The following is a 26,161-nucleotide window of genomic DNA, read 5'->3' on the forward strand; positions in this document are numbered from 1 at the left end:
ATGAATGCCCGCCTGCCGGAAGAGCGCATCGTCGCCTTTTTGCAGGCGGAACTGGCCGGGCTTCTCGGTGTGTGGCTGTTCGGCAGCCAGGCAAACGGCCACGCAGGCGATCACAGTGATGTCGATCTCGCCGTGCTCGTCGCGGGTAAAGCCGATCCTTTGCAGCTGTGGGAGATCGGCCAGAAACTGGCAGCGGTGGCAGACCGGGAAGTGGACCTGCTGGATCTGCGGGCCGCATCGACGGTCATGCAGTACCAGGTGATCACGGAAGGTCGCCTGCTGTGGCAGCGGGATGCGCAAGGCATCCTGTACGAGAGCGCAATCCTCAGCGACAAGACGGAACTCGATACGGCGCGCGCCGGCCTGCTGGCGGACATCCGCCGCGAAGGAAAAGTGTATGGCAACTCCGGGACCTGATGACGTCATCCTGAACAAGGCTGCAACGATCGAGCGTTGCGTGGCGCGTGCGCGTGACGAATATGCAAAGGACCCGACCACGTTCGCTACGGACTTCACCCGCCAGGATGCGGCGATCCTGAACATCCAGCGTGCATGTGAAGCCGCACTGGATTGTGGCCAGCACGTGATCCGCCGCGAGCGGCTCGGCATTCCGCAGAGCTCGCGCGACGTGTTCCGCTTGCTGGCCGACGGCGGCTGGATCGATCCGGCATTGTCGGGCGGGATGCAGAGGATGGTCGGCTTCCGCAATATCGCGGTACACGACTATCAGACGCTGCAACTGCCGATCACGGTGGCGATCATCCGGGATCATCTCGACGATTTCCTCGCCTTCTCCAGCCAGATGCTGAGCCATTCTTCCGCCGGCTGACCAGGCCTTCTTATGGTTTCAGGATCTTCGCCACCCGCGCGCAGCGCAGCCGGAACGCATCCGGCATGCCCGACCCCAGCAAAGGCCGCAGGTACAGCCGGAACGCGTCGGTGACGTCGGTGCCGGAAGGGGCGATGAATTCGTCTTCCATCGTGCGCGTCTTGCCCGCCACATCGGACAGCGGCAGCAGCGCGTAGTCGGCCGAATAGAAGCCGGTGCGGCGGATTGCCACGGAGCCGTCGCGGTCGCCCCAGAACGCGTATTGCACGGCCTTTTCGCCCACCTCGCGCGCTTCGCGCTGGTCGACGTCCGACACGCAGCCGATGAACGAGCGCTGCAGGTAGCCGAAGGTATCGCCGCGCACCCGCTTGATCCCGAGCTTCGCCTTGATCTCGTCGCACAGCAGGTCGGCCAGCGCGCCGGTGCCGGACAGTTGCACGTTGCCGTGCGCATCCCGTTCCACATCCTTGGCCAGCAGCGTGGCGATCGGCTCGCCGCTGGCGTCGTGGATGCCTTCCGAGACCGCGATCACGCAGCGGCCGTGCCGCTCGTACGTTGCCTTCACGTCCGCCAGGAACGCTTCGATCGAGAACGTGCGCTCGGGCAGGTAGATCAGGTGCGGCCCGTCATCGGGGAATTTCTTGCCCAGCGCCGAGGCGGCCGTGAGGAAGCCGGCATGCCGGCCCATCACCACGCCGACATACACGCCGGGCAGCGATGCGTTGTCGAGGTTGGCGCCCGCGAAAGCCTGCGCCACGAAGCGCGCGGCGGACGGGAACCCGGGCGTGTGGTCGCTGCCCACCAGGTCGTTGTCGATGGTTTTCGGGATGTGGATCGCCCGCAGCGGGTAGCCGGCAGTGCGCGCCTGTTCGCTGACGATCCGCACGGTGTCGGAGGAATCGTTGCCGCCGATGTAGAAGAAATGCTCGATCTCGTGCGCGCGCAGCACGTTGAAGATCTCGGCGCAATACTTCACATCCGGCTTGTCGCGCGTGGAACCGAGCGCGGACGATGGCGTGGCCGCCACCAGTTCCAGGTTATGGCTGGTTTCCTGCGTGAGGTCGACGAACTGTTCGTCGACGATGCCGCGCACGCCGTGCAGCGCGCCATACACCCGCGTCACGTCGCGGAAGCGCCGCGCTTCCAGCGCCACGCCCACCAGCGACTGGTTGATGACGGCGGTGGGGCCGCCTCCCTGTGCCACCAGAATTTTGCCGGAGCCCATGCGAGAACCTCCTGTCGTTGATCGTCGAGTCAGGCGCCAGCTTACTCCGCTTGCCGCCCCGCGTGGTGGCCTCTTCATCGAATCTTCACCGAACCGTCAGGTGGCCTTCATGGGCCGCGGGCACAGTACCCGCACCACACTTCAGCGGAGCCCTCCATGACTTGCAAACCGAACGTGGCGGCACTGGCCGCCCTGTCCCTGCTGGCCGCCTGCGGCAGCAACGACAACAACGACCACGACAACCACAACGGCAACCACAACGGCAACCATCCCCCGGCCGCGCAGCCGCGCTACCAGGCCACCATCCAGCGCACCTCGTACGGCATTCCCCATATCGAAGCAAAGGACGAGGCCGGGCTGGGCTTCGGCATCGGCTATGCCTACGCCGAGGACAACGCGTGCCTGCTGGCCAGCGAGATCGCCACCGTGAACGGCGACCGTTCGCGCCATTTCGGGCCCGACCTGGCGTCCTCCGAGAACCCGGATTTCGCGGTGAACAACCTCGATTCCGACTTCTTCTTCCGGCAATGGAACGACGATGCGATCGTGCAGGAAGCCTGGCAGGCGCAGCCCGCCGAGGTGCAGGCGCTGATGCGCGGCTATGCGGCGGGCTTCAACCACTACCTGGCGGAGCGCGGCGTGGCCGGATTGCCGCAGGCGTGCCGCAACGGCAGCTGGGTACGGCCGATGACGGAGCTGGACCTGATCCGCCTGATGCGCCGCACCGGCATGACAGCCATGGGCTGGATCGGCCATATCGGCGCCACCCAGCCGCCCGGGCAGGGGAGCACGCCGGCGCCGGCAGCGGCGCGAACGCGGCAGCCGGTCCGGTTGCCGCCGCCACGCCTGACCGCCAGCAATGCCGTCGCCATCGGCCGCGAGGCCAGCGCCGATGGCGGCGGCATGCTGCTGGGCCAGCCGCACCTGCCCTGGGGTGACGCGCAGCGCTTCTACCAGCTGCACCTGACGATCCCGGGGAAGATGGACGTGATGGGCGCGACACTGCCCGGCCTGCCCGCCGTCGGCATCGGCTTCACGCGCGACTTCGCGTGGACGCACACCACGGATACCTCGGCCCACGCCACCGTCTACGCTTTGCAGCTGGACAGGCAGGATCCCACCCGCTACATCGTCGATGGCCAGTCGCGGCCGATGCTGCGGCGCACGATCACCGTGCCGGTGAAGCATCCCGACGGCAGCATGGGAACGCGCAGCCGCACGCTGTACAGCACCGGGGATGGGCCACTGTTCTCGCACCCGGAGGGCCTGGCGTGGACCAGCACCACCGCCTACGTGCTGCGCGACGCCAATGCCGTCAACCACCGCGTGGTGGCGCAGTGGTACCGGATGAACCTGGCGAAATCGCTGGCGGAGCTGAAGGACGCCAACCTGCGCCTGGCGGGCAATCCATGGAATAACACGATCGCCGCCGACCGCGCCGGCAATACGCTGATGATGAACGTCTCTCCCATCGCCAACCTGCCGGACGATGCGCTGGCCGGCTGCGTGGTGCCCGAACTGTCCGAGCTGGCGAAAGCGGGCTTGTATGTCCTCGATGGCAGCCGCGCCGCCTGCGCCTGGCGCAACGAGCCGGGCGCGCCGCAGCCCGGGACCGTGCCGGCCAGCCGGCTGCCCGTGCTGGAGCGCCGCGACTATGTGCAGAACGCGAACGACAGCGCGTGGCTCAGCAACCCGGCCGCGCCCCTGGCGGGCTTCCCCGCGCTGGTATCGCGCGACAGCGAAGAGCAGGGCGCCCGCACGCGGCTGGCGCTGAGCGAACTGGCGGCGCGGCTGGGCAAGGGCAGGCTGACGCCCGCCGACCTGCGGGAGATGGCACTGGACAACAAGGTGTACCTGGCGCCGCTCCTGCTGCCCGATCTGCTGGCGTGGTGCGGCACGGCGGGTGCCACCGCCGAGCTGGCAACCGGCTGCGCCGGCCTGGCGGCGTGGACGGGGGACGCAGGCCTGGATGCCGGGATCGGCCTGCCGTATTTCACGGCAACGATGCTCGACACGCTCGCCATGCCCGGCGCATGGAGCGTGCCGTTCGATCCGGACGATCCGGTCCATACGCCGCGCGGCCTGAACTACCGCGATCCGGCCATCTCGCAGCAGCTGGCTGACAGCCTGGCCGGCGTGGTCGGGCTATTCGAGCGCGCGGGGATCGCTGCCGATGCCAGGTTGCGGGATTTCCAGGTGAGCAGGCGCGGTGGGCCGGCCGTGCCGATCCACGGCGGCGAAGGCGCGCTGGGCATCTTCAACACTATCGACGTGGTGGCCGAGCCGCACGATGGCCGCTTCGAAGTGCGCGGCGGCACGACCTATGTGCAGGTGGTGGGCTTCGGCGCCGATGGCCCGCGTGCCGAGGCGCTGCTGGCCTATTCGCAATCGGCCGATCCCGCGTCGCCGCACCACGCCGACCAGACGCAGCGCTTCTCGCGGCGCGAGTGGATCACGCTGCCGTTCACGGCCGCCGAGATCGCCGCCGACCCGGCGCTGAAGAAGCGGGTGATCAGCAGCAGCAACTGAGCAGCAGCAACCGAGCAGCAGTAACTGAGCGCCGGGAATGCTCAGGCCAGCGCCACCGGCAGCCGCCGGATGCGCTGGCCGGTGGCGGCGAACAGCGCGTTGCATAGCGCCGGCGCCACCAGCGGCGGGGCGATCTCGCCCAGGCCGCAAGGCGCGGCGCCCGGTTCCTGCACGAAGTGCACTTCGATCCGGCGCGGCATGTCGGCGTGCCGCAAGACGGGCGTGTCGTGGAAATTCGTGTTCGCCACGGCGCCTTCGGCCAGCCGGATGCCGCCGTGCAGCGCGGCCGACAGGCCCCAGGCGATTCCCCCTTCGACCTGCTGCCGCGCGCCATCGGCGTTGATCACGAGGCCGCAATCGACCACCGCGACCACGCGGGTGATCCGGAATTGCCTGCCGCGCACCGCCACGTCGATCACCATCGCACAGTAGCTGTCGCCGTGCAGGTAGGGATACACGGCGAAACCGCGGCCGGTTGTCGTGTCCGCTGTCGTGCGCGTTCCCGTGCCTGCGGCCGCGGAAGGGGCACCGCCCCAGCCAGCAAGTTCCGCGGCCCGTTCCACCACCTTGCGAAGGCGCGCCTGGCTGACCTTGTAACGATCGCCCGCCGGCTTGTCCGCGCCGCTGGCCAGCAGCGCCAGCCGGAATCGTACCGGGTCGCGCGCCGCCGCATGGGCCAGCTCGTCGATGAAGCATTCCTGCGCGAAGGCCCAGTGGTTCGCCACCACCGAGCGCCACGCACCGCCCTGCAGCGGGCTGCCGCTCTGGGCGTTGGCGAAGGCATAGCGCACGTGGCCGGCATCGTAGCCGAACCACGGGATCTCGCCGCGCGCGCTGGCGAAGTAGGCGCGCGCCTCGTCGTGGTGCCAGGCGGCCAGCGTGCCATCGGCGTTCAGGCGGGCGCGCAGCCGGCTGTGCGCGTATGGGTGGAAATGATCGTGGCGCAGGTCGTCCTCGCGCGTCCACGTCACCTTCACGGGAACGTGGCCGGCGGCGGCCGAGATGCGCACGGCCTCGATCGCCGTATCCATGTAGAAGCGCCGGCCGAAGCCGCCGCCGGAGAAGCGCGGGTGCAGCACCACGTCCTTTTGCGGCAGCTTGAACAGCTCGGCCAGGCCATCGCGCCAGCCGTTCGGCGATTGCGCGCCCACCCATACGTCGATCCGGCTGCTGGTGTGATGCGCCACGCAATTCATCGGCTCCATGCACGCGTGGGCCTGGAACGGGTACACGTATTCCGCCGCCACTTCCGTGCCGCCGCCGGCCGCGCTACCCTGTTCGCCAAGGACAACGGCATCGTCCAGCAATTTGGCGGCGTGGGCTTCCCAGGCGGTGTTGTCGTATGCCGGGCCGGCCGGCGTTTCCCACTCCACGGTCAGCGCACGGCGTCCCTGCAGCGCCGCCCAGGTGGAGGTGGCAATGACGGCCACGCCATCCTTGCTGGAATAATAGGGCGCGGGCGGCACCACGTTCCGGGCCGGCGCCACGTGGCCTTCTATCAGCACCACGGCACGCACGCCCGGCACGCGCAGAGCGCGCGTCGCGTCGAACGACCTGACCTTTCCGCCCAGCCGGGGCGAGCGCTCCACGCTGGCATGCAGCATGCCGGGGATGGCGGTATCGATGCCGTATGGCTGCTCGCCGCGCACGATCGCTTCGGCGAACACATTCGGCTGGCTGCCACCTGGCGCGGGTGCCTCGCGCAGCGGCGGGGCCAGCTTGCGGAAGGCTTCCCGGTCCGGCGGCGCATCGGCGGCGGCTTCCGCGGCCAGCGCGCCGAACGACAGGCGCTGCGCCGGCAACGGACCAACGACATGCCCCGCCTGCACGGTGCACGCGGCGCTGTCGCATTGCCAGCGCCGTGCGGCGGCGGCCACCAGCGCCTGCCGCGCCAGCGCCGCACCGCGCCGCAGCGGCAGCCAGCTGTCCTTGACGGAGTTGCTGCCGCCGGTGCCGGACAGCACGTAGCGCCCGCCCGTCTCGGCCACCGGCACCACGCGCAGCGCGGCCATCGGCACCCCGAGCTCCTGTGCGAAGATCATCGCCAGGCTGGTACCCACGCCTTGCCCCATTTCATGCTGCGTCAGCGCGAATTCCATCGGACCTTCCGGCGGGATGCGCAGGAAATACCCGACATGCGCGCCGGCGCTGGCGCCGTTTGTCTTGCCGCGTGCGGCGGGCAGGAAGCCTTCCAGCAGGAGCCCGCCGCCGGCCAGTGCCATCAGCTTCACGGCATTACGCCGTGTCATGCCCGCGCTGCGCTTCATCATGCCTTGCCTCCCGCAGCCTGGGCGATCGCGGCGCGCACGCGCGGATAGGTACCGCAGCGGCACAGGTTGCCGTTCATGGCGTCCGTGACCTGGGCATCGGTGGGTTGGGGATGGGTCTCGAGCAGCGCGACGGCGCTCATGATCTGGCCGGCCTGGCAGTAGCCGCACTGGGCCACGTTGCAGTCCACCCAGGCTTGCTGCACCCGGTGCAGCCGGCGCGTCTTCGGATCGGCCAGGCCTTCGATGGTGCGCACCTGCTTGCCGGCCAGGTCGCCCAGCGCGACGCTGCACGCGCGCATGGCGGCGCGGTCGACGATCACCGTGCAGGCGCCGCACTGGCCGGCACCGCAGCCGAACCTGGTGCCTGTCATGCCCAGCACGTCGCGCAGCGCCCACAGCAGCGGCATGTCGGGCGCCGCGTCGACCGACACGCGGCGCCCGTTCAGGATCAGTTTCGTGGCCATGGCGCCCCCCGGCATGGAAAAGCCCATTATCGGCCGGGCGTCATCGCGATTCTGTCGTCAATTGTCCTGTTTTTGTACGCCGGGCCCGATGTTCCGGTCGAGGAATTTCTCGACACGGCTCCAGAAGTCGATGCGGTTCTTCGGCAGCCGCCAGCCGTGGCCTTCTTCCGGATACTCGATCCATTCGACGTCCTTGTTGGTGGCGGCAACGGCGTCGCGGAAGCGGGTGCCGTGGGCGCGCGGCACGCGGCGGTCGGCGCCGCCATAGGCCATCAGCAGCGGCTGGCGCAGCCGGCTGGCCTGCTCGACGGGAGAGACGGCCATCAGCTGCTCCGCTTCCTTGTCCAGGTCGCCGATCAGGCGCGGCATGCCGTAGCGGATGTACTGGGCCGGCAGGTCGGAGCTGTGGAACCAGCTGCCGCCGTACATCAGCTTGATGTCGGTGACGCCCACCCAGTTGATGCCGCAGCGGTACAGGTCGGGATCCTTGATCAGGCCCATCAGCGTGGCATAGCCGCCGTAGCTGGCGCCGGCGATGCAGATGCGCGCCGGATCGGCCACGCCCTGCTCGATGGCCCAGCGGGTGCCGTCGGCCACGTCGTCCTGCATGGCGCGGCCCCATTGCCTGAAGCCGGCCGTGAGGTGTTTCGCGCCATGGCCGGTGCTGCCGCGGAAATCCGGCTCCAGCACCGCATAGCCGCGCGAAGCCAGGAATTGCGTATCGGCGGACCATTCCCACACCGCTCCCCGTACCCAGGGGCCGCCGTGCACCAGCACCACCATCGGCAGCTTGTCGGTACTTTTCGCGCCATGCGGCAGCGTCAGCAGGGCCGGGATCGGCAAGCCATCGCGCGCCGGGTAGGTGACCAGGTGCTGGCGGCCCATCTTCGTGGCATCGAGCTTCGGCTGCGACTGGCCGAGCAGGTCCAGCTTGCCCGTATCGCGGTTGTAGACGAAGTAGGTGCGCGGCTGCATGTCCGAATAGGTGGTGACCAGCACGAATGGCGCTTCGGGCCGGCGCGGCAGCGAGATCAGGTTGACCAGGCCGGGCAGCAGCGCATCGACCTTTTCCTGCAGCGCCTTCATGTCGGCATCGAGCCATTCGGTGGCGTACGTGTCGCCCAGGTAGCGCACGCCGACCAGCTTGTCGCCGCTGCGGATCAGGTGGCCCGAGAAATCGTAGCGCTGGACCGCGAAGCGCGGCACCGGATCGACCTTGCCGGCCGCCAGGTCGAACGTGTGGATGGCGATCTTGTCGCTGCGGTGGCGCGCCGCCACGTACAGGCGGCCGTCGGCATCGAAGTCGAGCGGCGTGAAGCCGCCCGCGCTGGATACCCAGGCATCGAAGGTGGTGATGGCGCGCCACTTGCCGCTCGCCATGTCGCCCCTGGCGTCGCCTGCCTTGTCTTCTTCGCGCAGCCAGATCGTGCTCTTGCCGTCCGCCAGCGTGATGGCCATGCGCGGTTCGCCGCGCGCGTCGAGGACCCAGTTCTGCACGCTGCCGGGCATCGGCACGCCGGTGCTGCGGCCGGTGCGCGTGTCCAGCCGCAGCAGCTGCTCCGAGCGCACCGCGCCACCCGGCTCGAAGCTCACGCTGCGCACGTAGACCGCGTCCGAATCCTGCGCGCCGCGCTGCGGCAGCATGTAGGTATGCCAGGGCAGCAGCTTCGCCGCGGCCGGCGTGGTGATGAAGCTGGAACGGCGCTGCGCCAGCTGGCGGAAGTTCTTGCCGTCCCGGTCCACCGCGAACAGGCCCGGCGCGGCATTGACGTCGCCCGCGCCGACGTCCTTGTCGGTGCAGTCGAACAGCAGCCGGCCGTCATTGACCCACTGGAAGTCGTCGACGTCGCCATCGGAAAACTCGGCGACTACCTGTGCCTTCGAGGTGGCCAGTTCGACGACGACCAGCCGGTCGCGGCCGCTCGGCCCCGGCACCTTGGCGGCCACGTACTGGCCATTGGGCGACAGTTGCGCGCCGCCGAACGAGGACGGGCCGAAGAAGTCGGCCACCGGCGGCAGGGCGGCGGACGCCGCGTGGGCGCCGGTCAGCAGGCTGGCGGCCAGCAAGAGGAGGGAGAGATGCGACAGCAGGGAACGGTGCGGCGATTTCAAAGGCATGTCCGGTGAGAGATGAATGACAGGTTTGGCAAAGCCGGCAACATAGCATGCCGGCCACCGCTGTTTTCTCTCGGAATGTCACACCCGTTACACCGGCAAGGTTATTTCGGCGCCCCGGTGCCGATGTGCCGGTCGAGGAATTTCTCGACGCGAGTCCAGAAATCGAAGCGGTTCTTCGGCAGCGTCCAGCCGTGGCCCTCGTCTTCGTACTCGACCCATTCGACCGCCTTGTTGGTGGCGCTCACGGCGTCGCGGAAGCGCACGCCGTGGGCGCGCGGCACGCGCCGGTCCGCGCTGCCATGGGCCAGCAGCAGTGGCTGGCGCAGGCGGGCCGCCTGTTCCACCGGTGACGTGGCGCTCAGTTGCGCGGCATCCTTTTCCAGGTCGCCGATCAGTTGCGGCATGCCGTAGCGCATGTACTGCTTCGGCACATCGGAACCATGCAGCCAGCTGCCGTACATCAGCCGCAGGTCGGCCACACCGGCCCATGCCACGCCGCAGCGGTACAGGTCGGGGTCGCGGATCAGGCCCATCAGCGTGGCGTAACCGCCGTAACTGGCACCGGCGATGCAGATGCGCTTCGGATCGGCGATGCCTTGTGCGATGGCCCAGCGCGCGCCATCGGCCACGTCGTCCTGCATCGCCAGGCCCCACTGTTTCAGCCCGGCGGAGAAGTGGCGTGCGCCATAGCCGGTGCTGCCGCGAAATTCCGGTTCCAGCACCGCGTAGCCGCGCGAGGCGAGGAACTGGGCGTGGGCCGACCAGCCCCATTCCGTGCCGCGCACCCACGGGCCGCCGTGCACCAGGACCACCATCGGCAGCTTGTCCTGGCGGCCCGCGCCGGCCGGCAGCGTCAGCAGCCCCGGGATCGGCAAGCCGTCGCGCGCCGTGTACAGCACGTTTTCCTGCGTGCCCATCTGCCGCGCCTGGATGCGGGGATGCGCCTTGCCGACGGGGCTGAACTTGCCCGTCTCGCGGTTGTACAGCAGGAAGACCTTCGGCTGCCGGTCGGAGTAGGTGGTGACCAGCACGAACGGCGTTTCCGGCCGGCGCGGCACCTCGACCAGGTTGACATTGCCGGGCAGCTTCGCGTCGATGGTTTCCTGCAGCGCCTTCAGTTCGGGATCGAGCCACACGGTGTCTTCCGAATCGCCCTTGTAGCGGATGCCGGCCAGCTTGCCGGCTACCTGGATCAGGTGGCCGGAGAAATCGTGCCTGTCGAGGGCGAACAGCGCCTGGTCGCCCACCTTGCCGGTGGCCGGATCGAACACGTGGACGGCGCGCCGGTCGCCGTTGCGGCGGGCCGCCACGTACAGCCGGCCATCGGCGGCGAATTCCAGCGGCTCGAAGCCGCCGCTGGAATCGACATAGCCATCGAACGTGGTGACCACGCGCCACTTGTCTTTTTCCAGCAGCCAGATGGTGTGCTTTCCCTCTTCCAGCGTGACCGCCATGCGCGGTTCGCCCCGCGCATCGAGCATCCAGTTCAGCACATGGCCCGGTTCCGTCACTTCGGCGGTACGGCCGGTACGCGTGTCGAGGCGCAGCAGCTCGATCGCCAGCACGGCGCCGCTGGTTTCGAAATGGACGCTGCGCACATAGGCGCTGTCCGAATCCTGCGCGCCCGGCTGCGGCAGCATGTAGGTATGCCAGGGCAGCAGCTTGTCGCCGTCGCCGGCGCGGACGAAGCGGCCGCGCCGCTCCGCCAGCGGGCGGAAGTTCTTGCCGTCGCGATCGACCGCGTAGAGCCCGGGCGCGGCATTGACTTCGCCCGGTGCCAGGTCCTTGTCGGTGCTGTCGAACAGCAGCCGGTTGTCGCTGACCCACTGGAAGTGGCCGATGTCGCCGTCCGCGAACGAGGCCACCACCTTGGCGTCCAGCGTGGCCAGGTCGACGACAGCCAGCCTGTCGCGGCCGCCCTCCGCCGCAGTGACCTTGGCGGCCAGGTGGCGTCCGTTGGGCGACAGTTGCGCGCCGCCGAATTCGGCGTTGTCGAAGAAGTCCTGCACGGGCGGTGGCGCGGCGGCGGCGCGGCCGGGCAGCAGCAGGGCGGCAGCCAGCAGGGCCCCGGCCAGGAGAGCGGAAGTCGGCATGAAAGTCGGTAATAACGGTAAGTCAGCGAACTTATCATGCGTCCCGTTCCAGCTTTCTCACCAAATGTCACATGATCAATTTTTATTTAATCTCATTAATTTCCGGCGTACGGATGTGGCGCACCAGTGCCGCCTGCCGCGGTGCCGGCGGCGGTGTCAGCAGGCTGACCAGGGCCAGCGCCAGGAGCCCGGCCGGCACGCCGAACACGGCGGCCGAGATCGGCGCGATGTCGAACCATTGGGTGGCCGCGCTGCCGCCCAGCGTGGGATTGGTGCGCACCATGTAGAACTGGCAGACCAGGAAGCCGGTGGCCATGCCGGCCAGCGCGCCCCAGCGGTTGGCGCGGCGCCAGAAGACGCCCATCACGAGCGCCGGGAACAGCGTGGAGGCGGCCAGCGAGAACGCGGCGCCCACCAGCGACAGGATATCGCCCGGTTTCGACGAAGCGGAATAGGCGGCCACGAAGGCCACGCCCAGCAGGATCAGCTTCGAGATCGTCACGCGTTTTTGCGTGGAGGCCTTCGGGTCGACGATCTTGTAGTACACATCGTGCGACAGGGCGTTGGAGATGGCCAGCAGCAGGCCATCGGCCGTGGACAGGGCCGCGGCCAGGCCGCCGGCCGCCACCAGGCCGGAAATCACGTAGGGCAGTCCGGCGATTTCCGGCGTGGCCAGCACCAGCACGTCGCCGTCGATGGCGATCTCGGCCAGCTGCACGAGGCCGTCGCCATTGATGTCGGTGATGCTGATCAGCGGGTTGGCCCGGTCCACGCTGGCCCAGTACGACACCCAGGTGGGCAGCTCGGAGAAATGGCTGCCGACCAGTGCGCTGTAGATGTCGTATTTGACGAGTACCGCCAGCGCGGGGATGGTCAGGTAGATCAGCAGGATGAAGAACAGCGTCCAGAACACGGACACGCGGGTTTCGTCGACCGATGGCGTGGTGTACGAGCGCATCAGGATGTGCGGCAGCGCGGCGGTGCCCAGCATCAGGCAGAACGCCAGCGCGATGAAGTTGCGGCGCTTGATGTCCGACTGTTCCTGCGTGGCGCCCGGGAACGGTACCGCGTGCGGCGTCAGCGGCCGCGCGCGCCGCAGGTTATCGTTGCGCGCCGCGTTCCAGATGGCCACGGCATCGTCGGCACTCTTCGGATAGGCGATCAGCGCACGCTCGGCGGCGCGGATTTCCAGCAGCGAGGCGTTGCGCAGGCGAACGTTGTCGAGGGCATGCTGCAGTTCGGCGCGCCCGGTTTCCCACGCGGTGGGCAGGCCGTCCAGGCGCTGCTGGTATTGCGCGGCGCGTTCGCGGAATACATCGCGCACGGCGGTTTCCCTGGGGTCGGCCACCAGTGCGGCTTCGCGCGCCGACAGTTGCGGCAGCAGCTTGCCGTAGGCCACCTGCGGGATCGGATTGCCGCTGTGCTTCGCGGACAGCCACATGGCCGGGATCAGGAAGGCGGCGACGATGATGATGTACTGCGCCACCTGCGTCCACGTGATGGCGCGCATGCCGCCCAGGAACGAGCAGACCAGCACGCTTGCCAGGCCGAGGAAGATGCCGACCGAGAAATCGACACCCGTGAAGCGCGAGGCGATCAGCCCCACCGCATAGATCTGCGCCACCACGTAGGTAAACGAGATGAGGATGGTGGCGGCCACTGCGCACAGCCGCACCGCGCGGCCGTTGGCCGGCCCGCCATAGCGCTCGGCGAGGAAATCGGGAATCGTGTACTGGCCGAACCTGCGCAGGTAGGGCGCGATCAGCAGCGCCACCAGGCAGTAGCCGCCGGTCCAGCCCATCACGAAGGCCAGGCCGTCGAAGCCGTTCAGGTACAGCGTGCCGGCCAGGCTGATGAAGCTGGCGGCCGAGATCCAGTCGGCCGCCGTGGCCATGCCGTTGAACAGCGCCGGCACGCGCCGCCCGGCCACGTAGTATTCGGCCACGCTGGAGGTGCGCGAGACCAGCCCGATCGAGGCATACAGCACGATGGTGGCGAACATGAACATGTAGCCGATCCACACGCGCGGCATGCCTTCGCTTTCCAGCATCGCCAGCGACAGCAGGAACGCGGCGAAGCAGGCGGTGAAGACCAGGTAGTAGCGCGTCAGGCGCTGCCGGAAGGTGCGCTTCACGGCTGTTCCCGGTGGCGGCGGTCGAGCCGGCGCATGCGCCAGGCGTAGATGCCGATGATGGCGAGGTAGACCAGCGAGGCGCCCTGGGCCGCCAGGTAGAACGACAGCGGCCAGCCGAAGAGCGTCAGGTCAGCCAGCTCGCGGGCGTAGAACACGGCCAGGAAACTGGTGGCGATCCAGGCCGCCAGCAGGATCGCGGTCAGGCGGCGCGTGCCGCGCCAGTAGGCAGCGTCATGGTCGGTCCCGATGGCCGGGTCGGGATGTCCAGGCATGTCAGCCATAGAACGGCGGCTCCTCTTCCGGGGCTTTGTCGGCGAGGCGCGCCGGGAACGTCAGCCGGAACAGGCTGCCGGGATATTTCGGGTGGCTGGCGCGCGGGTTGCTGAAGACGTCGACCTCGGCGCCATGCTGCTGGGCGATCTCGCGCACGATGGCCAGCCCCAGGCCGCTGCCTTCGGCGCTGCTGCCCAGGATCCGGTAGAAGCGTTCGAACACGTGCTGCCGCTCGGCCGGCGGGATGCCGGGGCCGGTGTCCTCGACTTCGAGCACGGGCGCCTCCTCGGCGCGCAGGCGCACCGTCACGCTGCCGCCCTGCGGCGTGTAGCGCAGTGCATTGTCGATCAGGTTCGACAGCAGCTCGCGCAGCATCACGGCGCTGCCGTCGATGAGCACGGGCGCATCGGGCCCTTCGTAGCCCAGGTCGATGCGGTAGTTGAACGATGCCGGCACCCAGTCGCGCACGGCGCTGCGGGCCACGTCGGCCAGGTCGAGCGCGGCGAACGCGCTGCCCGACTGCGGCTGGTTTTCCGCGCGCGCCAGCGCCAGCAGCTGGTTGACCAGGCGCGTGGCGGCTTCCGAGCTTTTCGCCAGCTGTTCCAGCGAGCGGTGGATTTCATGCTGGTCGGTCTGGCGCAGCGCCAGCTCCGACTGCATGCGCATGCCGGCCAGCGGCGTCTTCATCTGGTGCGCCGCATCGGCGATGAAGCGCTTCTGCATTTCGATCGATTGCGACAGCCGCGCCAGCATCTCGTTGAGCGAGCGGACCAGCGGCGTGATCTCTTCCGGCACCTGGTTGGGCGCGATCGGCGACAGGTCGTCGATCGGCCGGGCGCGGATGCGCTCCTGCAGCTCGGCCAGCGGCAGCAGCCCGCGCGACAGGGCGAACCAGACCAGCGCCAGCACCACTGGCAGGATGATGAACTGGGGCAGGATCACGCCCTTGATGATCTCGTTGGCGAGCCTGGCGCGCTTTTCCAGCGTCTCGGCCAGCTGCACCAGCGCCAGCCGGGGCGGGCGTTCGCCGTCTTCTTCCAGGTTGACGTAGGCGTAGGCGACGCGGATGGGCGTGCCGTGCAGGTTGGCGTTGCGGAAGTGCACGGCGCCGGGGGATGCCATGTCCTCTTCCGCTTGCGGGGCGGGGCGGGGCAGGTCGCGGTCGCCGTCGAGATGGCGGCCCTGCGGACCGAGGATCTGGAAGTAGACGCTGTCGACGTCGTCGGCGCGCAGGATGTCGCGCGCAGCGCCGGGCAGACGGTGTTCGACCGTGCCGTCGACCTCGCGCACCTGCTGCGACAGCACGGTGACGGCGTCTTCCAGCGCGTTGTCGAACGGCTGGTTGGCGATCGATTTCGCCACCAGGTAGGTGATGGCGATGCTCATCGGCCACAGCAGCAGCAGCGGGGCCAGCATCCAGTCCAGGATCTCGCCGAACAGCGAGTGCTGGATCTCCTCTTCTTCCTCGAGGGCAGGGCTCCACGCCGCATCGGAGCGGTCCGCCGGCGAATTCACTTGGGTTCGGCCGCGGCGGCGCTGGAGAATTTTTCGAGACAGTAGCCGAGACCGCGCACGGTGGCGATGCGCACGCCGCCCACCTCGATCTTCTTGCGCAGGCGGTGCACGTAGACTTCGATGGCGTTGTTGCTGACTTCCTCGCCCCATTCGCACAGGTGATCGACCAGCTGTTCCTTCGACACGAGGCGGCCGGTGCGGGCCAGCAGGACTTCCAGCAAGCCCAGTTCGCGCGCCGACAGGTCCAGCATCTGGTCGTTGATGTAGGCGCTGCGGCCCACCTGGTCATAAGTGAGCGGGCCGTGCTTGACGACGGTGGAACCGCCGCCCTGGCCGCGCCGGGTGAGGGCCCGCACGCGCGCCTCCAGCTCGGACAGCGCGAACGGCTTGGCCATGTAGTCGTCGGCGCCCAGGTCCAGGCCGGTGACGCGCTGCTCGACCGAATCGGCCGCCGTGAGGATCAGCACCGGCAGCAGCGAGCCGCGCGAACGCAGCCGGCGCAGCACTTCGAGGCCGGGCAGCTTCGGCAGGCCGAGATCCAGGATCAGCAGGTCGAATTCCTGCGTGGACAGGGCGGTGTCGGCTTCCTGCCCGTTCTTCACGCAGTCGATGGCATAGCCGGACTGGCGCAGCGAGCGCGTGAGTCCGTCCGCCAGGACGCTGTCATCTTCGGCTAGTAAAATACGCATGTTGGCAATCGGGCATTGAGGCAATTTCATTGTACTCAATGTGCGACGGCCATTGGAAAAGCACTGTAAAAACGCTGGATTCCGCTTGCGCAAACCACTGGATACATATACAGTACTGCTTGTACCGGATCGGTACACACAGGAATATTCGGAATCATTGAACAGTTAAAGGTCAAGGAAATCATGGACGACAAGAAAGCGGCAGTACCTGCCTCCGAAAAAGCCAAAGCGCTTGCCGCGGCGCTGGCTCAGATTGAAAAACAGTTCGGCAAGGGTTCCGTCATGCGGATGGATTCGTCCGCCCCGCTGGAAGAAGTCCAGACCGTGTCCACCGGCTCGCTGGGCCTGGATATCGCGCTCGGCGTGGGTGGCTTGCCGCGTGGCCGCGTGGTCGAGATCTACGGCCCGGAATCGTCCGGTAAAACCACGCTGACGCTGCAGACCATCGCCGAAATGCAAAAGCTCGGCGGCACCTGCGCGTTCATCGACGCCGAACACGCGCTGGACGTCACCTATGCGCAAAAGCTGGGCGTGAACCTGCACGAGCTGCTGATTTCGCAGCCGGACACGGGCGAACAGGCCCTGGAAATCTGCGATGCGCTGGTGCGCTCCGGTTCCGTCGACATGATCGTCATCGACTCCGTGGCGGCACTGACGCCGCGCGCCGAGATCGAAGGCGACATGGGCGATTCGCTGCCGGGCCTGCAGGCCCGCCTGATGTCCCAGGCGCTGCGCAAGCTGACCGGCACGATCAACCGCACCAACACGCTGGTCATCTTCATCAACCAGATCCGCATGAAGATCGGCGTGATGTTCGGTTCGCCGGAAACCACCACCGGCGGTAACGCGCTGAAGTTCTACGCCTCCGTGCGCCTGGACATCCGCCGCACCGGCTCGATCAAGTCCGGCGACGAGGTGATCGGTAACGAAACGAAGGTGAAGGTCGTCAAGAACAAGATCGCGCCGCCGTTCAAGGAAGCGCACTTCGACATCCTGTATGGCGAAGGCACTTCCCGCGAAGGCGAGATCATCGACCTGGGCGTGGAAGCGAAGATCGTCGAGAAGTCCGGCTCGTGGTACAGCTACGGCGGCGAGCGCATCGGTCAAGGCAAGGACAATGCCCGTACGTTCCTGCGCGAACGCCCGGCACTGGCCCGCGAGATCGAGAACAAGGTGCGTGCTTCGCTGGGCGTGCGCGAACTGCCGCCGACCGAAGGCGAAGTAGTAGCGCCGAAACTGAAGGCCGTCGAGTAATGCCGGCTGGCCGCGGGCCCCGGTCCTGGCCCCGGCCTGGCCGCCCGGCTCTTCAGTCGATCGACTGATCCTGGGCCTGAAAAGCTCTTCATCGCCACCGACCAAAGATCTTCATCGCCACCGACCAAAGCTCTTCATCGCCACCGACCGCTTTGCGGCGGTGGCGATGTTTTTTATACTGTCCGCTTTTCTCCTGCCCACCCGCCGATCCCGTCCCGATGCGCGCACCACCCCCCAGCCTGAAAGCCCGCGCCCTGCGCCTGCTGTCCACCCGCGAGCACAGCCGCCTGGAACTGGCCCGCAAGCTGGCGCGCCATGCGGAAGAGGGCGACGACATCGATGCCTTGCTCGACTGGCTGGAAAAAAACAAGTGGCTGTCCGAGGAGCGCTTTTCCGAATCCCTGATTCACCGCCGTTCGGCCCGCTATGGCAACAGCCGCATCCTGGCCGAACTGCAAAGCCATGGCGTCAAGGGTGAAGCGTTGCAGGACCTGAAGGCCGGCCTGGCCGAAGATGAAGTGGCGCGCTGCTGCGACGTGTGGCGGCGCAAGTTCCACGGCAAGGTCGCCGAGGATGCCGAAGAGCGCAGCAAGCAGATGCGCTTCCTCATCCAGCGCGGCTTTTCCCAGAAAGCCGTGCGCGCCGCCATGAAGGGCTACGACCCGGACGACGAGTTTGGAAATATCTGATATTCACACAACGATTCACACAACGCAGAGCAGCCTCCGGGCTGCTTTTTTGTTGCCCCAAAAACGGTGACAGTCACCATTTGTTTTGCAACATTTCCCGGAAAATGGTGCCTGTCACCGTTTTTCGATATTCACCCAACATCGGGCAGCTGCCGGGCAGTTTTTTGTTGCCCGAAAAACGGTGACAGTCACCATTTGTTTTGCAACATTTCCCGGAAAATGGGAATGGGAGGACAGTCATGCATGACTGTACCGCTACGCTGGCAAGGCGCTGTGCTCCTTGAAACCCCAGCTGCACCCCACTTCAGGAAATAACTTTATTCACTGCAACGCTTCCGACGCCACGTCCTGCCACCGCGATCCCGCGTGGCGCCCCTCTTTACGCTGGAGGTTGTACGATCACATTGCTATCCAGTGCCCCAGCGGTGTGCTACACTTTTGTAGTTTTATGCAGCACCGCGGGTGCGGTGGTTGTCCGTAGAAGCTGCGGCAACGTACGAAATCAGTACATGGCTGCTTACTAATTTGGCCGCGCGAGCGGCATCGGTGTTATGTCTCTGTCAAATCCTCTCAAGAGTGCGCCCTCCCCACAGCGCGCCATGGACATCCAGGCGTTCGCGCACATGGGTGCACCATGGGATTTCGTCACCTGTTTCACCGACATCTCAGTCAACGACACTCTGCTGGCTTCCAGGATCCCGGTTGCCGCCAGCGCCACGCACCCGCATAGCAAACGTACCCGCTTGACAATTGCCATCCCCGCAAGGACGCGCAATTGCCCGGTATCGACCCCACGCTGGGCGGTTCATGCCGCCATCACAGCTCAGGTGCCGCACGACTGAAGTAGCAGCAACTTTTCAAACCCATTTCAAATTCAGCATCAGAAGGGAAGCCAGCATGAAAATCCATGAGTATCAAGGCAAAGAAATCCTCCGGAAGTTCGGAGTGACGGTTCCGCGCGGCATTCCGTGCATGTCCGTGGAAGAAGCAGTGAAAGCTGCCGAAACGCTGGGCGGCCCGGTCTGGGTGGTCAAGGCGCAGATCCACGCCGGTGGCCGTGGCAAAGGCGGTGGCGTGAAAGTCGCCAAGTCGCTGGAGCAGGTCAAGGAATACTCCGAACAGATCATGGGCATGCAACTGGTGACCCACCAGACTGGCCCGGAAGGCCAGAAAGTTCGCCGTCTGATGATCGAAGAAGGCGCCGACATCAAGAAGGAACTGTACGTTTCGCTGGTGACCGACCGCGTTTCGCAGCGCGTGGTGCTGATGGCTTCCTCCGAAGGCGGCATGGACATTGAAGAAGTGGCCGAATCGCATCCGGAAAAGATCCACAACGTGATCATCGACCCGGCCGTGGGCCTGACCGATGCGGATGCCGACGATGTCGCCCGCAAGATCGGCGTGCCGGAAGGCTCGATCGCCGATGCCCGCGCCAACCTGCAAGGCCTGTACAAAGCCTACTGGGACACCGATGCATCGCTGGCTGAAATCAACCCGCTGATCCTGACCGGCGAAGGCAAGGTCATCGCCCTGGACGCGAAGTTCAACTTCGACTCCAACGCCCTGTTCCGTCACCCGGAAATCGTCGCCTACCGCGACCTGGACGAAGAAGATCCGGCTGAAGTCGAAGCATCGAAGTTCGACCTCGCCTACATCTCCCTGGACGGCAATATCGGCTGCCTGGTGAACGGCGCCGGCCTGGCCATGGCCACCATGGACACCATCAAGCTGTTCGGCGGCGAGCCAGCCAACTTCCTGGACGTGGGCGGTGGCGCAACGGCCGAGAAAGTGACCGAAGCCTTCAAGATCATGCTGAAGAACCCGGGCCTGAAGGCGATCCTGGTGAACATCTTCGGCGGCATCATGCGTTGCGACGTGATCGCCGAAGGCGTGATCACCGCATCGAAGGCCGTGCAGCTGCAGGTACCGCTGGTCGTCCGCATGAAGGGCACCAACGAAGACCTGGGCAAGAAGATGCTGGCCGACTCCGGCCTGCCGATCATCGCCGCCGACACCATGGAAGACGCAGCGAAGAGCGTTGTTGCCGCTGCTGCCGGTCAAGCTTAATTAAGGAACCAACATGTCTATTCTGATCAACAAAGACACCAAAGTCATCACCCAGGGCATCACCGGCAAGACCGGCCAGTTCCACACCCGCATGTGCCGCGACTACGCGAACGGCAAGAATGCCTTCGTGGCAGGCGTGAACCCGAAGAAGGCCGGCGAAGATTTCGAAGGCATTCCAATCTTTGGTTCCGTGAAAGAAGCGGCATCGGAAACCGGTGCTACCGTTTCCGTGATCTACGTGCCGCCGGCAGGCGCCGCCGCCGCGATCTGGGAAGCCGTTGAAGCCGAGCTGGAACTGGCGATTTGCATCACCGAAGGCATTCCTGTCCGCGACATGATGGAAATCAAGGATCGCATGGCAAAAGCTGGTTCGAAGACCCTGCTGCTGGGTCCTAACTGCCCTGGCCTGATCACCCCGGACGAAATCAAGATCGGCATCATGCCGGGCCACATCCACAAGAAAGGCCGTATCGGCGTCGTGTCCCGTTCGGGCACGCTGACGTACGAAGCCGTGGGCCAGCTGACCGCACTGGGCCTGGGCCAGTCGTCGGCCGTGGGCATCGGCGGTGACCCGATTAACGGCCTGAAGCACATCGACGTGATGCGCATGTTCAACGACGATCCGGATACCGACGCGGTCATCATGATCGGCGAAATCGGCGGTCCTGACGAAGCCAACGCTGCACGCTGGATCAAGGACAACATGAAGAAGCCGGTCGTCGGCTTCATCGCCGGTGTCACCGCTCCTCCGGGCAAGCGCATGGGCCACGCCGGCGCGCTGATCTCCGGCGGTGCCGACACCGCCGAAGCCAAGCTGGCAATCATGGAAGAGTGCGGCATCACCGTGACGAAGAACCCGTCCGAGATGGCCAAGCTGCTGAAGGCAATGCTGTAATAGCAGCCATTGCACGATAATGACGGGGGCTGCGGCCCCCGTTATTTTTTGTGCGCCGCTTTGTACCGGTACGGCTGAGCTGGTTGCTTTACCCCGAATTTCTACAACAGTCCACAGGGAGGCGATGCGTTGGCGAAGATCCTGATCTCGCGCGAGGGCGTGCTGGAAAAAACCGTGCAGCTCACCAAGGAGCGCATGACGCTCGGCCGCCACCGCCACAACGACATCGTGCTCGAACACCAGACCGTGAGCGGCGAGCACGCGGCCATCATCACGATCCTCGACGATTCCTTCCTGGAAGACCTGTATTCGACGAATGGCACATTCGTCAACGGCCACCGCGTCGGCAAGCACTTCCTGCAGCATGGCGACTCCATCAAGCTGGCCAAGTACCGCATCGACTTCGTGGCGGACGGCATCCGGCCCATCAGCGGCATTCCCGCCATGCCGGCAGCCATCCCGCCAGCCCGCATCGAGGTCCTGAACGGCAGCAACGCCGGCCGCCTGCTCGCGCTGGACAAGCCACAGACCAGTCTCGGCCGCGCCGGCATCCAGGTGGTGACGATCAACCGGACCGAAGCCGGCTATGCCGCTCTCCATGCCGATGGCGATCGCGTGCCGCTGCTGAACGGCGCACCGCTCGGCAAGCTGCCCCACGCACTGGCCGACGGCGACGTGCTGGATCTCTCCGGCACACGGATGGCCTTCCGGCTGGGCTGACAAAATTCGTCAGATGACACTCCTTGCACCTGACAATCTACGAACCTTGAAGTGACGAAATTTGTCACTATTTCCGGTTGGAACTGCCATAAATGGCTTTTTCGGCTTGGAAACAGCACAAACCGGGCTGGCACGGGGATTGCTCTACATCAATCATCTCAACCCGTTTCGTTTCTACCTGAAGGAGCAACACCATGAAATCCATGAACCAGAAAGCCCAAGCCGGTTTCACCCTGATCGAACTGATGATCGTCGTGGCGATCATCGGCATCCTGGCAGCCGTGGCAATTCCGGCTTACCAGAACTACGTGAAGCGCGCCGCGTACACCGACGTGATTAGCCAGATGAGCCCGTACAAGCTGGCCGTTGAGGAAGCGTTCCAGAACGGTACGGCCCTGGCCGATATGAGCGCAGCCACGAACGGCGGCGCCGTGACCGGTGGCCTGCCGGTGACCCCGGCCGCATCCAATACTGGCGTATTCAATAGCCTGGCGGTTGGTGTCAACGGCGTTATTACTGCTACGCCGAACGCTACCAAGGGCATCCTGACCACCGATACTTGCGTACTGACGCCCGCTGTCGTTGGTGGCAATACTGGTACCGCAACTGCCCGTCTGAACTGGGCATACTCGGGTGCCTGCTTCGACAAAGGTTTCGTGAAGAACTAATCACTGAACTAGTCGCATCAAGCAAAAAGCCCGGCATCGCCGGGCTTTTTGCTTTACTACGCGCCGTTCACACGATCTTTTGCCGATCCGTGATCAGTGCCTGGTACGTCAGGTTCTGCAGCATCATGTAGTGCGCGGGATCGAGGTCGATGAACTGCATGCCATAGGCATAGCGGGGCCTGCCGTCGGGCCAAGGCTCCGCAGCGTTCACATTGCGGATCGATGCCTTGGCGGTGATGATCACCTGCCGCTTGTCAGGCTCCGTCAGCAGGGTGAACTGCACGGCCACGGGTTCGACTTCCTCGGGAATCGGCTTTTTCGTATGCATCAGCGCGCCGGAAACACTGAGGTTCACCAGGAATCCGACCTGCTCGAATCCTGCCGCCGTTCTGACCTGTGCCGGGATGTCGACCTTGACCCGCATCGCCATGCGCAGGCTGGTCCCCTGGATCTGCTTGGGAAACGTCACGTGCGCATACAGCAGCGGCCGGCCGAAGATGCGCTCGACGATGGCATTGAACGAACACACGTTCACGCCGGAAAACACGCGCAGCGTCAGCTTGTCGCCTTCGCCCAGCGCGATCGGCGCGCCCTGTTCAAATGGAATCTTGATGATCAGGTACTCATCCTTGACCCATCCGATCACGCTGGAGAAATTCTGCGCCGGGCGCAGCGCCCGATGGGTAATGACCTGCAGCCGCATGCCGACCTGCAGGTTCATCTGCTCGAAAGTGAATTGCTGAGGCGTTGCTTCAGGCGCTGCGGTGCCAGTCATCGGTTGTTCCAGACGGAAAGTGACCGATGATTATAGAACTTTGGCTAACGGATATGGTTGTTGATGTAGGACAAAACTTACATTTTGGAATGTCAAGTCGTCATCGCCAAGGTCAACTGGTCGCCGACCAGTCCCCGGATTTCCCGCCATGCTTCTCCCGCACGCGGATCTCGCCCATCACCATGCCCCGGTCGGCGGCCTTGCACATGTCATAAATCGTCAGCAGCCCGACCTGCACGGCGGTCAGCGCTTCCATCTCGACGCCCGTTTTCCCGTACGTTTCCACCTGCGCGCGGCAATGCACCGAGGAAGCGGCTTCGTCGGTCTCGAAATCCACGGTCACGCGGGTCAGCGCCAAGGGGTGGCACAGGGGCACCAGGTCGCTGGTGCGCTTGGCGCCCATGATGGCGGCGATGCGGGCAATGCCCAGCACATCACCTTTCTTGGCAGTTCCCGATAGAATGATGGCCAGCGTTTCCGGCTTCATCCGGATCGTGCCGGTGGCGATGGCGATGCGGTGGGTTTCGGCCTTGGCGCCGACATCGACCATGTGGGCCTGGCCGGCGCTGTCGAAATGGGTCAGTTCTGGAGTAGGTTCGGACATGCGGAGAATACTGAGGTTACTGAATGAAAAGGTATCATAGCACCGTGAACGCCATGCGATTTCCCCGCCGCTGCCTGCTGTCCCTTGCTGTATCGCTGGCCGCGTCCGTCGCGTCCCTGCCGGTCACGGCCCCGGCCCGCGCGCAGGCGCCGACCAACGTGCCGAGCCTGCCCAGCCTGGGCGATACGTCGCGCGAGGCGCTGTCGCCCGTCATCGAGCGCAAGCTGGGCGAGGAAATCATGCGCGATATCCGCTTCAACCGCGATTATCTCGACGATCCACCCATCATCGATTACCTGAACAACCTGGGCAATACGCTGGTCACGGCCCGGCCGGGCTCGCGCGGCGAGGCGAACTACGATTACTTCTTCTTTGCCGTGCGCGACCCGATGCTGAACGCGTTCGCGCTGCCGGGCGGTTTCATCGGCGTGCATTCGGCGCTGCTGCTGGCCGCGCAGTCGGAATCGGAACTGGCTTCCGTGCTGTCGCACGAGATCGGGCACGTGGCGCAGCGGCACATCGCCCGCCAGCTGGGCGAGCAGAAAACCGATGCGCTGATCCCGCTGGCGGCGATGGTCCTGGCGGCGCTGGTCGCCAAGGACAGCCCGGACGCGGCGATGGGCGTGATGATGGGCGGGCAGGGCGTGGCGATCCAGCGCCAGCTGAACTTCGGCCGCGAAGCCGAGCGCGAGGCGGACCGGGTGGGCTTCCAGATCATGGGCGCGGCCGGCTATGAAACCTCCGGCATGGTGGCCTTTTTCCAGCGCATGCAGAATGCGACGAAGATGTACGACACGTCGATGCCCTGGCTGATGAGCCACCCGCTGACGACCGAGCGGATCGCCGACATCCAGGCGCGCATCCGCGAGACCCCTTACCGGCAGCGCGTGGATGCGCTGGACTTCTTCCTGGTCCGCTCGCGCGCCCGCGTGCTGCAGGACAAATCGACCAAGGGCTATGCCCAGTCGGAGGAATTCTTCCGCAACCAGATGGCGCAGCAAAGCCGCCACGAGATCGCCGCCGGCCAGTACGGCATGGCTTTCCTGGCCTTGCAGCGTGACGACCACAAGGGCGCGCAAGCCTGGCTCGACAAGGCCCGCGCGACGATCGAGCGCCCGCCCGCGGCAGGTGCGTTCAGCTCGCCGCTGCCGAAGGGGCTGTCGGAAAGCATCCTGGCGTACACGTCGCTGGAGATCAAGGTCGACCAGGAAAAGAATCCCGAGGTGCTGGCCCAGGCCATCGCCGAAGGGCAGGAAGCGCATGCCAGGTATCCGCTGTCCCGCGGCATCGCCTGGCAATATGCCGATGCGCTGATCAAGGGCGGCAAGCCGGAACAGGCCGAGCGCTTCCTGCGTGACCAGATCCAGCAGTACCGCAGCGAGCCGGAACTGCAGGACCTGCTGGCGCAGGCGTATTCGAAGATGGGCAAGATCGCGCTGCAGCACATCGCGCTGGCCGAATCGTATGCGCTGCTGGGCGGCACGATGGCCGCGCTCGACCAGCTGCAGCTGGCGCGCAAATCGTCCGATGCGTCGTTCTACGAACAGGCCGTGATCGATGCGCGCGAGCGCGAATGGCAGGCCCGGCGGCGCGAGGCGATGGGCGAGAAAAGCAAGGACAAGGACTTCGGCGGCGCATCGTTCCGTGTCAGCGCCGGCCCGGTGGCGGGGTCCGGGGCAGGGACGGGCACGGCCAAGGACGATCCGTTCGGCCGCAAGGACCTGAACAAGGCGGACGAGGAATGCGCCGTCAGCCGGCCGGGGTGGGAACTTTCCGGAAGCCGAACCGATCCGCTAGCGCGTCGCGATCCATTTTCCGCAGCGGCACGTCACTGCCGCTGACCTTCAGCGTGGCCGGGGCGGCCAGCGTGCCGCCTTCCAGCCAGGCCAGCAGCGCGTCGTCGCCGAGCGGCTTGCCCGCCATGCCGACGGCGCCCAGCGCCTGGGCCACGTCCCGGTCGTCCAGCTGGGCGACGATGTCTCCCGCCTGCAGGATCAATTCACCCGCCTCCGTGATGAACGCTGCTTCGACGTGTTCCAGCGGCGCGCCGGTATGCAGCACGAAGCCGTGGGCGGGGTCGGTGCGGGCGATGAACGGCGTGGTTTCCAGGTTCACGTAGACGCGCTGCGGGCCATTCTGGAAATACCAGCAACCGCGGTCATCGTGCTGGTAATTGCGGACGATGAAGCCGACCAGTGCCGCATTCGTCAATTTGTCGCCGGGCAGCCCGAGGCGCTGTGCCTGCTCGTCGCGCATGCGCCAGTTGCCGCGCGCATCGAGCGCCAGCCAGCCGTAGCAATGCGGCACGTCGGGCCATTTGGCCATGGCCTGTTTAACGATGTCATCCATG

General features: G+C 66.0%; 23 protein-coding genes. 11 read left to right on the plus strand and 12 right to left on the minus strand.

Annotated elements, in window-relative coordinates; genetic code table 11:
- A complete protein-coding gene (gene mntA, locus EYF70_RS00935) occupies positions 1–417 on the plus strand; it encodes a type VII toxin-antitoxin system MntA family adenylyltransferase antitoxin (protein ID WP_218943745.1) in 417 nt (138 codons plus the stop codon).
- Positions 398–829, plus strand: coding sequence for a type VII toxin-antitoxin system HepT family RNase toxin (gene hepT / locus EYF70_RS00940; protein WP_131143721.1), 432 nt, complete (start codon positions 398–400; stop codon positions 827–829). The genes mntA and hepT overlap by 20 nt, the downstream gene beginning before the upstream one ends.
- A 10-nt stretch (positions 830–839) precedes the next feature.
- On the opposite strand, the gene EYF70_RS00945 is transcribed toward hepT, so the two are convergent.
- Positions 840–2,054 carry a 6-phosphofructokinase gene (locus tag EYF70_RS00945; RefSeq protein WP_131143722.1) on the minus strand — a complete coding sequence of 405 codons (1,215 nt, stop codon included), beginning with the start codon at positions 2,052–2,054 and terminating at the stop codon, positions 840–842.
- 156 nt (positions 2,055–2,210) lie between these two features.
- Between EYF70_RS00945 and EYF70_RS00950 the strand changes: the two genes are divergently transcribed.
- Positions 2,211–4,583 carry a penicillin acylase family protein gene (locus tag EYF70_RS00950; protein ID WP_131143723.1) on the plus strand — a complete coding sequence of 791 codons (2,373 nt, stop codon included), beginning with the start codon at positions 2,211–2,213 and terminating at the stop codon, positions 4,581–4,583.
- A gap of 41 nt (positions 4,584–4,624) precedes the next feature.
- Here EYF70_RS00950 and EYF70_RS00955 read toward each other — a convergent pair whose 3' ends face one another.
- The 8 genes from EYF70_RS00955 to EYF70_RS31325 form a co-directional block, all read right to left on the minus strand.
- Positions 4,625–6,853 carry a xanthine dehydrogenase family protein molybdopterin-binding subunit gene (locus EYF70_RS00955; RefSeq protein ID WP_131143724.1) on the minus strand — a complete coding sequence of 743 codons (2,229 nt, stop codon included), beginning with the start codon at positions 6,851–6,853 and terminating at the stop codon, positions 4,625–4,627.
- A complete protein-coding gene (locus tag EYF70_RS00960) occupies positions 6,850–7,317 on the minus strand; it encodes a (2Fe-2S)-binding protein (protein ID WP_131143725.1) in 468 nt (155 codons plus the stop codon). The genes EYF70_RS00955 and EYF70_RS00960 overlap by 4 nt, the downstream gene beginning before the upstream one ends.
- Positions 7,318–7,374: 57 nt before the next feature.
- On the minus strand, positions 7,375–9,429 hold the full coding sequence (locus EYF70_RS00965; RefSeq protein WP_229420648.1) for a S9 family peptidase: 2,055 nt from the start codon (positions 9,427–9,429) through the stop codon (positions 7,375–7,377).
- Between the two features lie 107 nt (positions 9,430–9,536).
- On the minus strand, positions 9,537–11,528 hold the full coding sequence (locus EYF70_RS00970; protein WP_131143727.1) for a prolyl oligopeptidase family serine peptidase: 1,992 nt from the start codon (positions 11,526–11,528) through the stop codon (positions 9,537–9,539).
- A gap of 82 nt (positions 11,529–11,610) precedes the next feature.
- Positions 11,611–13,662, minus strand: a complete 2,052-nt coding sequence (locus EYF70_RS00975; protein WP_229420649.1) for a sodium:solute symporter family protein — start codon at positions 13,660–13,662, stop codon at positions 11,611–11,613.
- A complete protein-coding gene (locus EYF70_RS00980) occupies positions 13,659–13,943 on the minus strand; it encodes a DUF4212 domain-containing protein (RefSeq protein ID WP_131143728.1) in 285 nt (94 codons plus the stop codon). The genes EYF70_RS00975 and EYF70_RS00980 overlap by 4 nt, the downstream gene beginning before the upstream one ends.
- The gene (locus EYF70_RS00985) at positions 13,936–15,450 is read right to left on the minus strand and encodes a sensor histidine kinase (protein ID WP_165497531.1); all 1,515 of its coding nucleotides are present in this window, start codon (positions 15,448–15,450) and stop codon (positions 13,936–13,938) included. Before EYF70_RS00985 ends, EYF70_RS00980 begins: the two co-directional genes overlap by 8 nt.
- Positions 15,447–16,139, minus strand: a complete 693-nt coding sequence (locus EYF70_RS31325) for a response regulator (protein WP_131143729.1) — start codon at positions 16,137–16,139, stop codon at positions 15,447–15,449. Before EYF70_RS31325 ends, EYF70_RS00985 begins: the two co-directional genes overlap by 4 nt.
- A gap of 183 nt (positions 16,140–16,322) precedes the next feature.
- Between EYF70_RS31325 and recA the strand changes: the two genes are divergently transcribed.
- The 7 genes from recA to EYF70_RS31885 all read left to right on the plus strand — a co-directional run bounded on the left by recA (position 16,323) and on the right by EYF70_RS31885 (position 22,432).
- Positions 16,323–17,393, plus strand: coding sequence for a recombinase RecA (gene recA / locus EYF70_RS00995; protein ID WP_131143730.1), 1,071 nt, complete (start codon positions 16,323–16,325; stop codon positions 17,391–17,393).
- 218 nt (positions 17,394–17,611) lie between these two features.
- On the plus strand, positions 17,612–18,082 hold the full coding sequence (gene recX, locus EYF70_RS01000) for a recombination regulator RecX (protein ID WP_131143731.1): 471 nt from the start codon (positions 17,612–17,614) through the stop codon (positions 18,080–18,082).
- Between the two features lie 599 nt (positions 18,083–18,681).
- On the plus strand, positions 18,682–18,924 hold the full coding sequence (locus EYF70_RS01005; protein ID WP_131143732.1) for a hypothetical protein: 243 nt from the start codon (positions 18,682–18,684) through the stop codon (positions 18,922–18,924).
- 55 nt (positions 18,925–18,979) lie between these two features.
- The gene (sucC, locus tag EYF70_RS01010) at positions 18,980–20,149 is read left to right on the plus strand and encodes an ADP-forming succinate--CoA ligase subunit beta (RefSeq protein WP_130187385.1); all 1,170 of its coding nucleotides are present in this window, start codon (positions 18,980–18,982) and stop codon (positions 20,147–20,149) included.
- Positions 20,150–20,162: 13 nt separating this feature from the next.
- Positions 20,163–21,044 carry a succinate--CoA ligase subunit alpha gene (sucD, locus tag EYF70_RS01015; protein ID WP_131143733.1) on the plus strand — a complete coding sequence of 294 codons (882 nt, stop codon included), beginning with the start codon at positions 20,163–20,165 and terminating at the stop codon, positions 21,042–21,044.
- 129 nt (positions 21,045–21,173) lie between these two features.
- Complete coding sequence (locus EYF70_RS01020; RefSeq protein WP_131143734.1) at positions 21,174–21,764, plus strand: FHA domain-containing protein; 591 nt, start codon at positions 21,174–21,176, stop codon at positions 21,762–21,764.
- A gap of 194 nt (positions 21,765–21,958) precedes the next feature.
- Entirely contained in the window at positions 21,959–22,432 is a 474-nt protein-coding gene (locus tag EYF70_RS31885) for a pilin (protein ID WP_307722105.1), read from the plus strand.
- Between the two features lie 67 nt (positions 22,433–22,499).
- Here EYF70_RS31885 and EYF70_RS01030 read toward each other — a convergent pair whose 3' ends face one another.
- Complete coding sequence (locus EYF70_RS01030) at positions 22,500–23,207, minus strand: flagellar brake protein (RefSeq protein ID WP_131143735.1); 708 nt, start codon at positions 23,205–23,207, stop codon at positions 22,500–22,502.
- A gap of 112 nt (positions 23,208–23,319) precedes the next feature.
- Positions 23,320–23,811 (minus strand): cyclic pyranopterin monophosphate synthase MoaC, encoded by a 492-nt coding sequence (moaC, locus tag EYF70_RS01035; RefSeq protein WP_131143736.1) that lies wholly within the window; start codon positions 23,809–23,811, stop codon positions 23,320–23,322.
- Positions 23,812–23,864: 53 nt separating this feature from the next.
- Between moaC and EYF70_RS01040 the strand changes: the two genes are divergently transcribed.
- Entirely contained in the window at positions 23,865–25,652 is a 1,788-nt protein-coding gene (locus EYF70_RS01040; RefSeq protein ID WP_131143737.1) for a beta-barrel assembly-enhancing protease, read from the plus strand.
- Here EYF70_RS01040 and EYF70_RS01045 read toward each other — a convergent pair.
- Positions 25,561–26,160, minus strand: coding sequence for a DUF2946 family protein (locus EYF70_RS01045; RefSeq protein ID WP_131143738.1), 600 nt, complete (start codon positions 26,158–26,160; stop codon positions 25,561–25,563). The two genes, EYF70_RS01040 and EYF70_RS01045, sit on opposite strands and share 92 nt — an antisense overlap.
- Between the last annotated feature and the right edge of the window lies 1 nt (position 26,161).

Source organism: Pseudoduganella albidiflava, assembly GCF_004322755.1.
Lineage (GTDB): Bacteria > Pseudomonadota > Gammaproteobacteria > Burkholderiales > Burkholderiaceae_D > Rugamonas > Rugamonas albidiflava.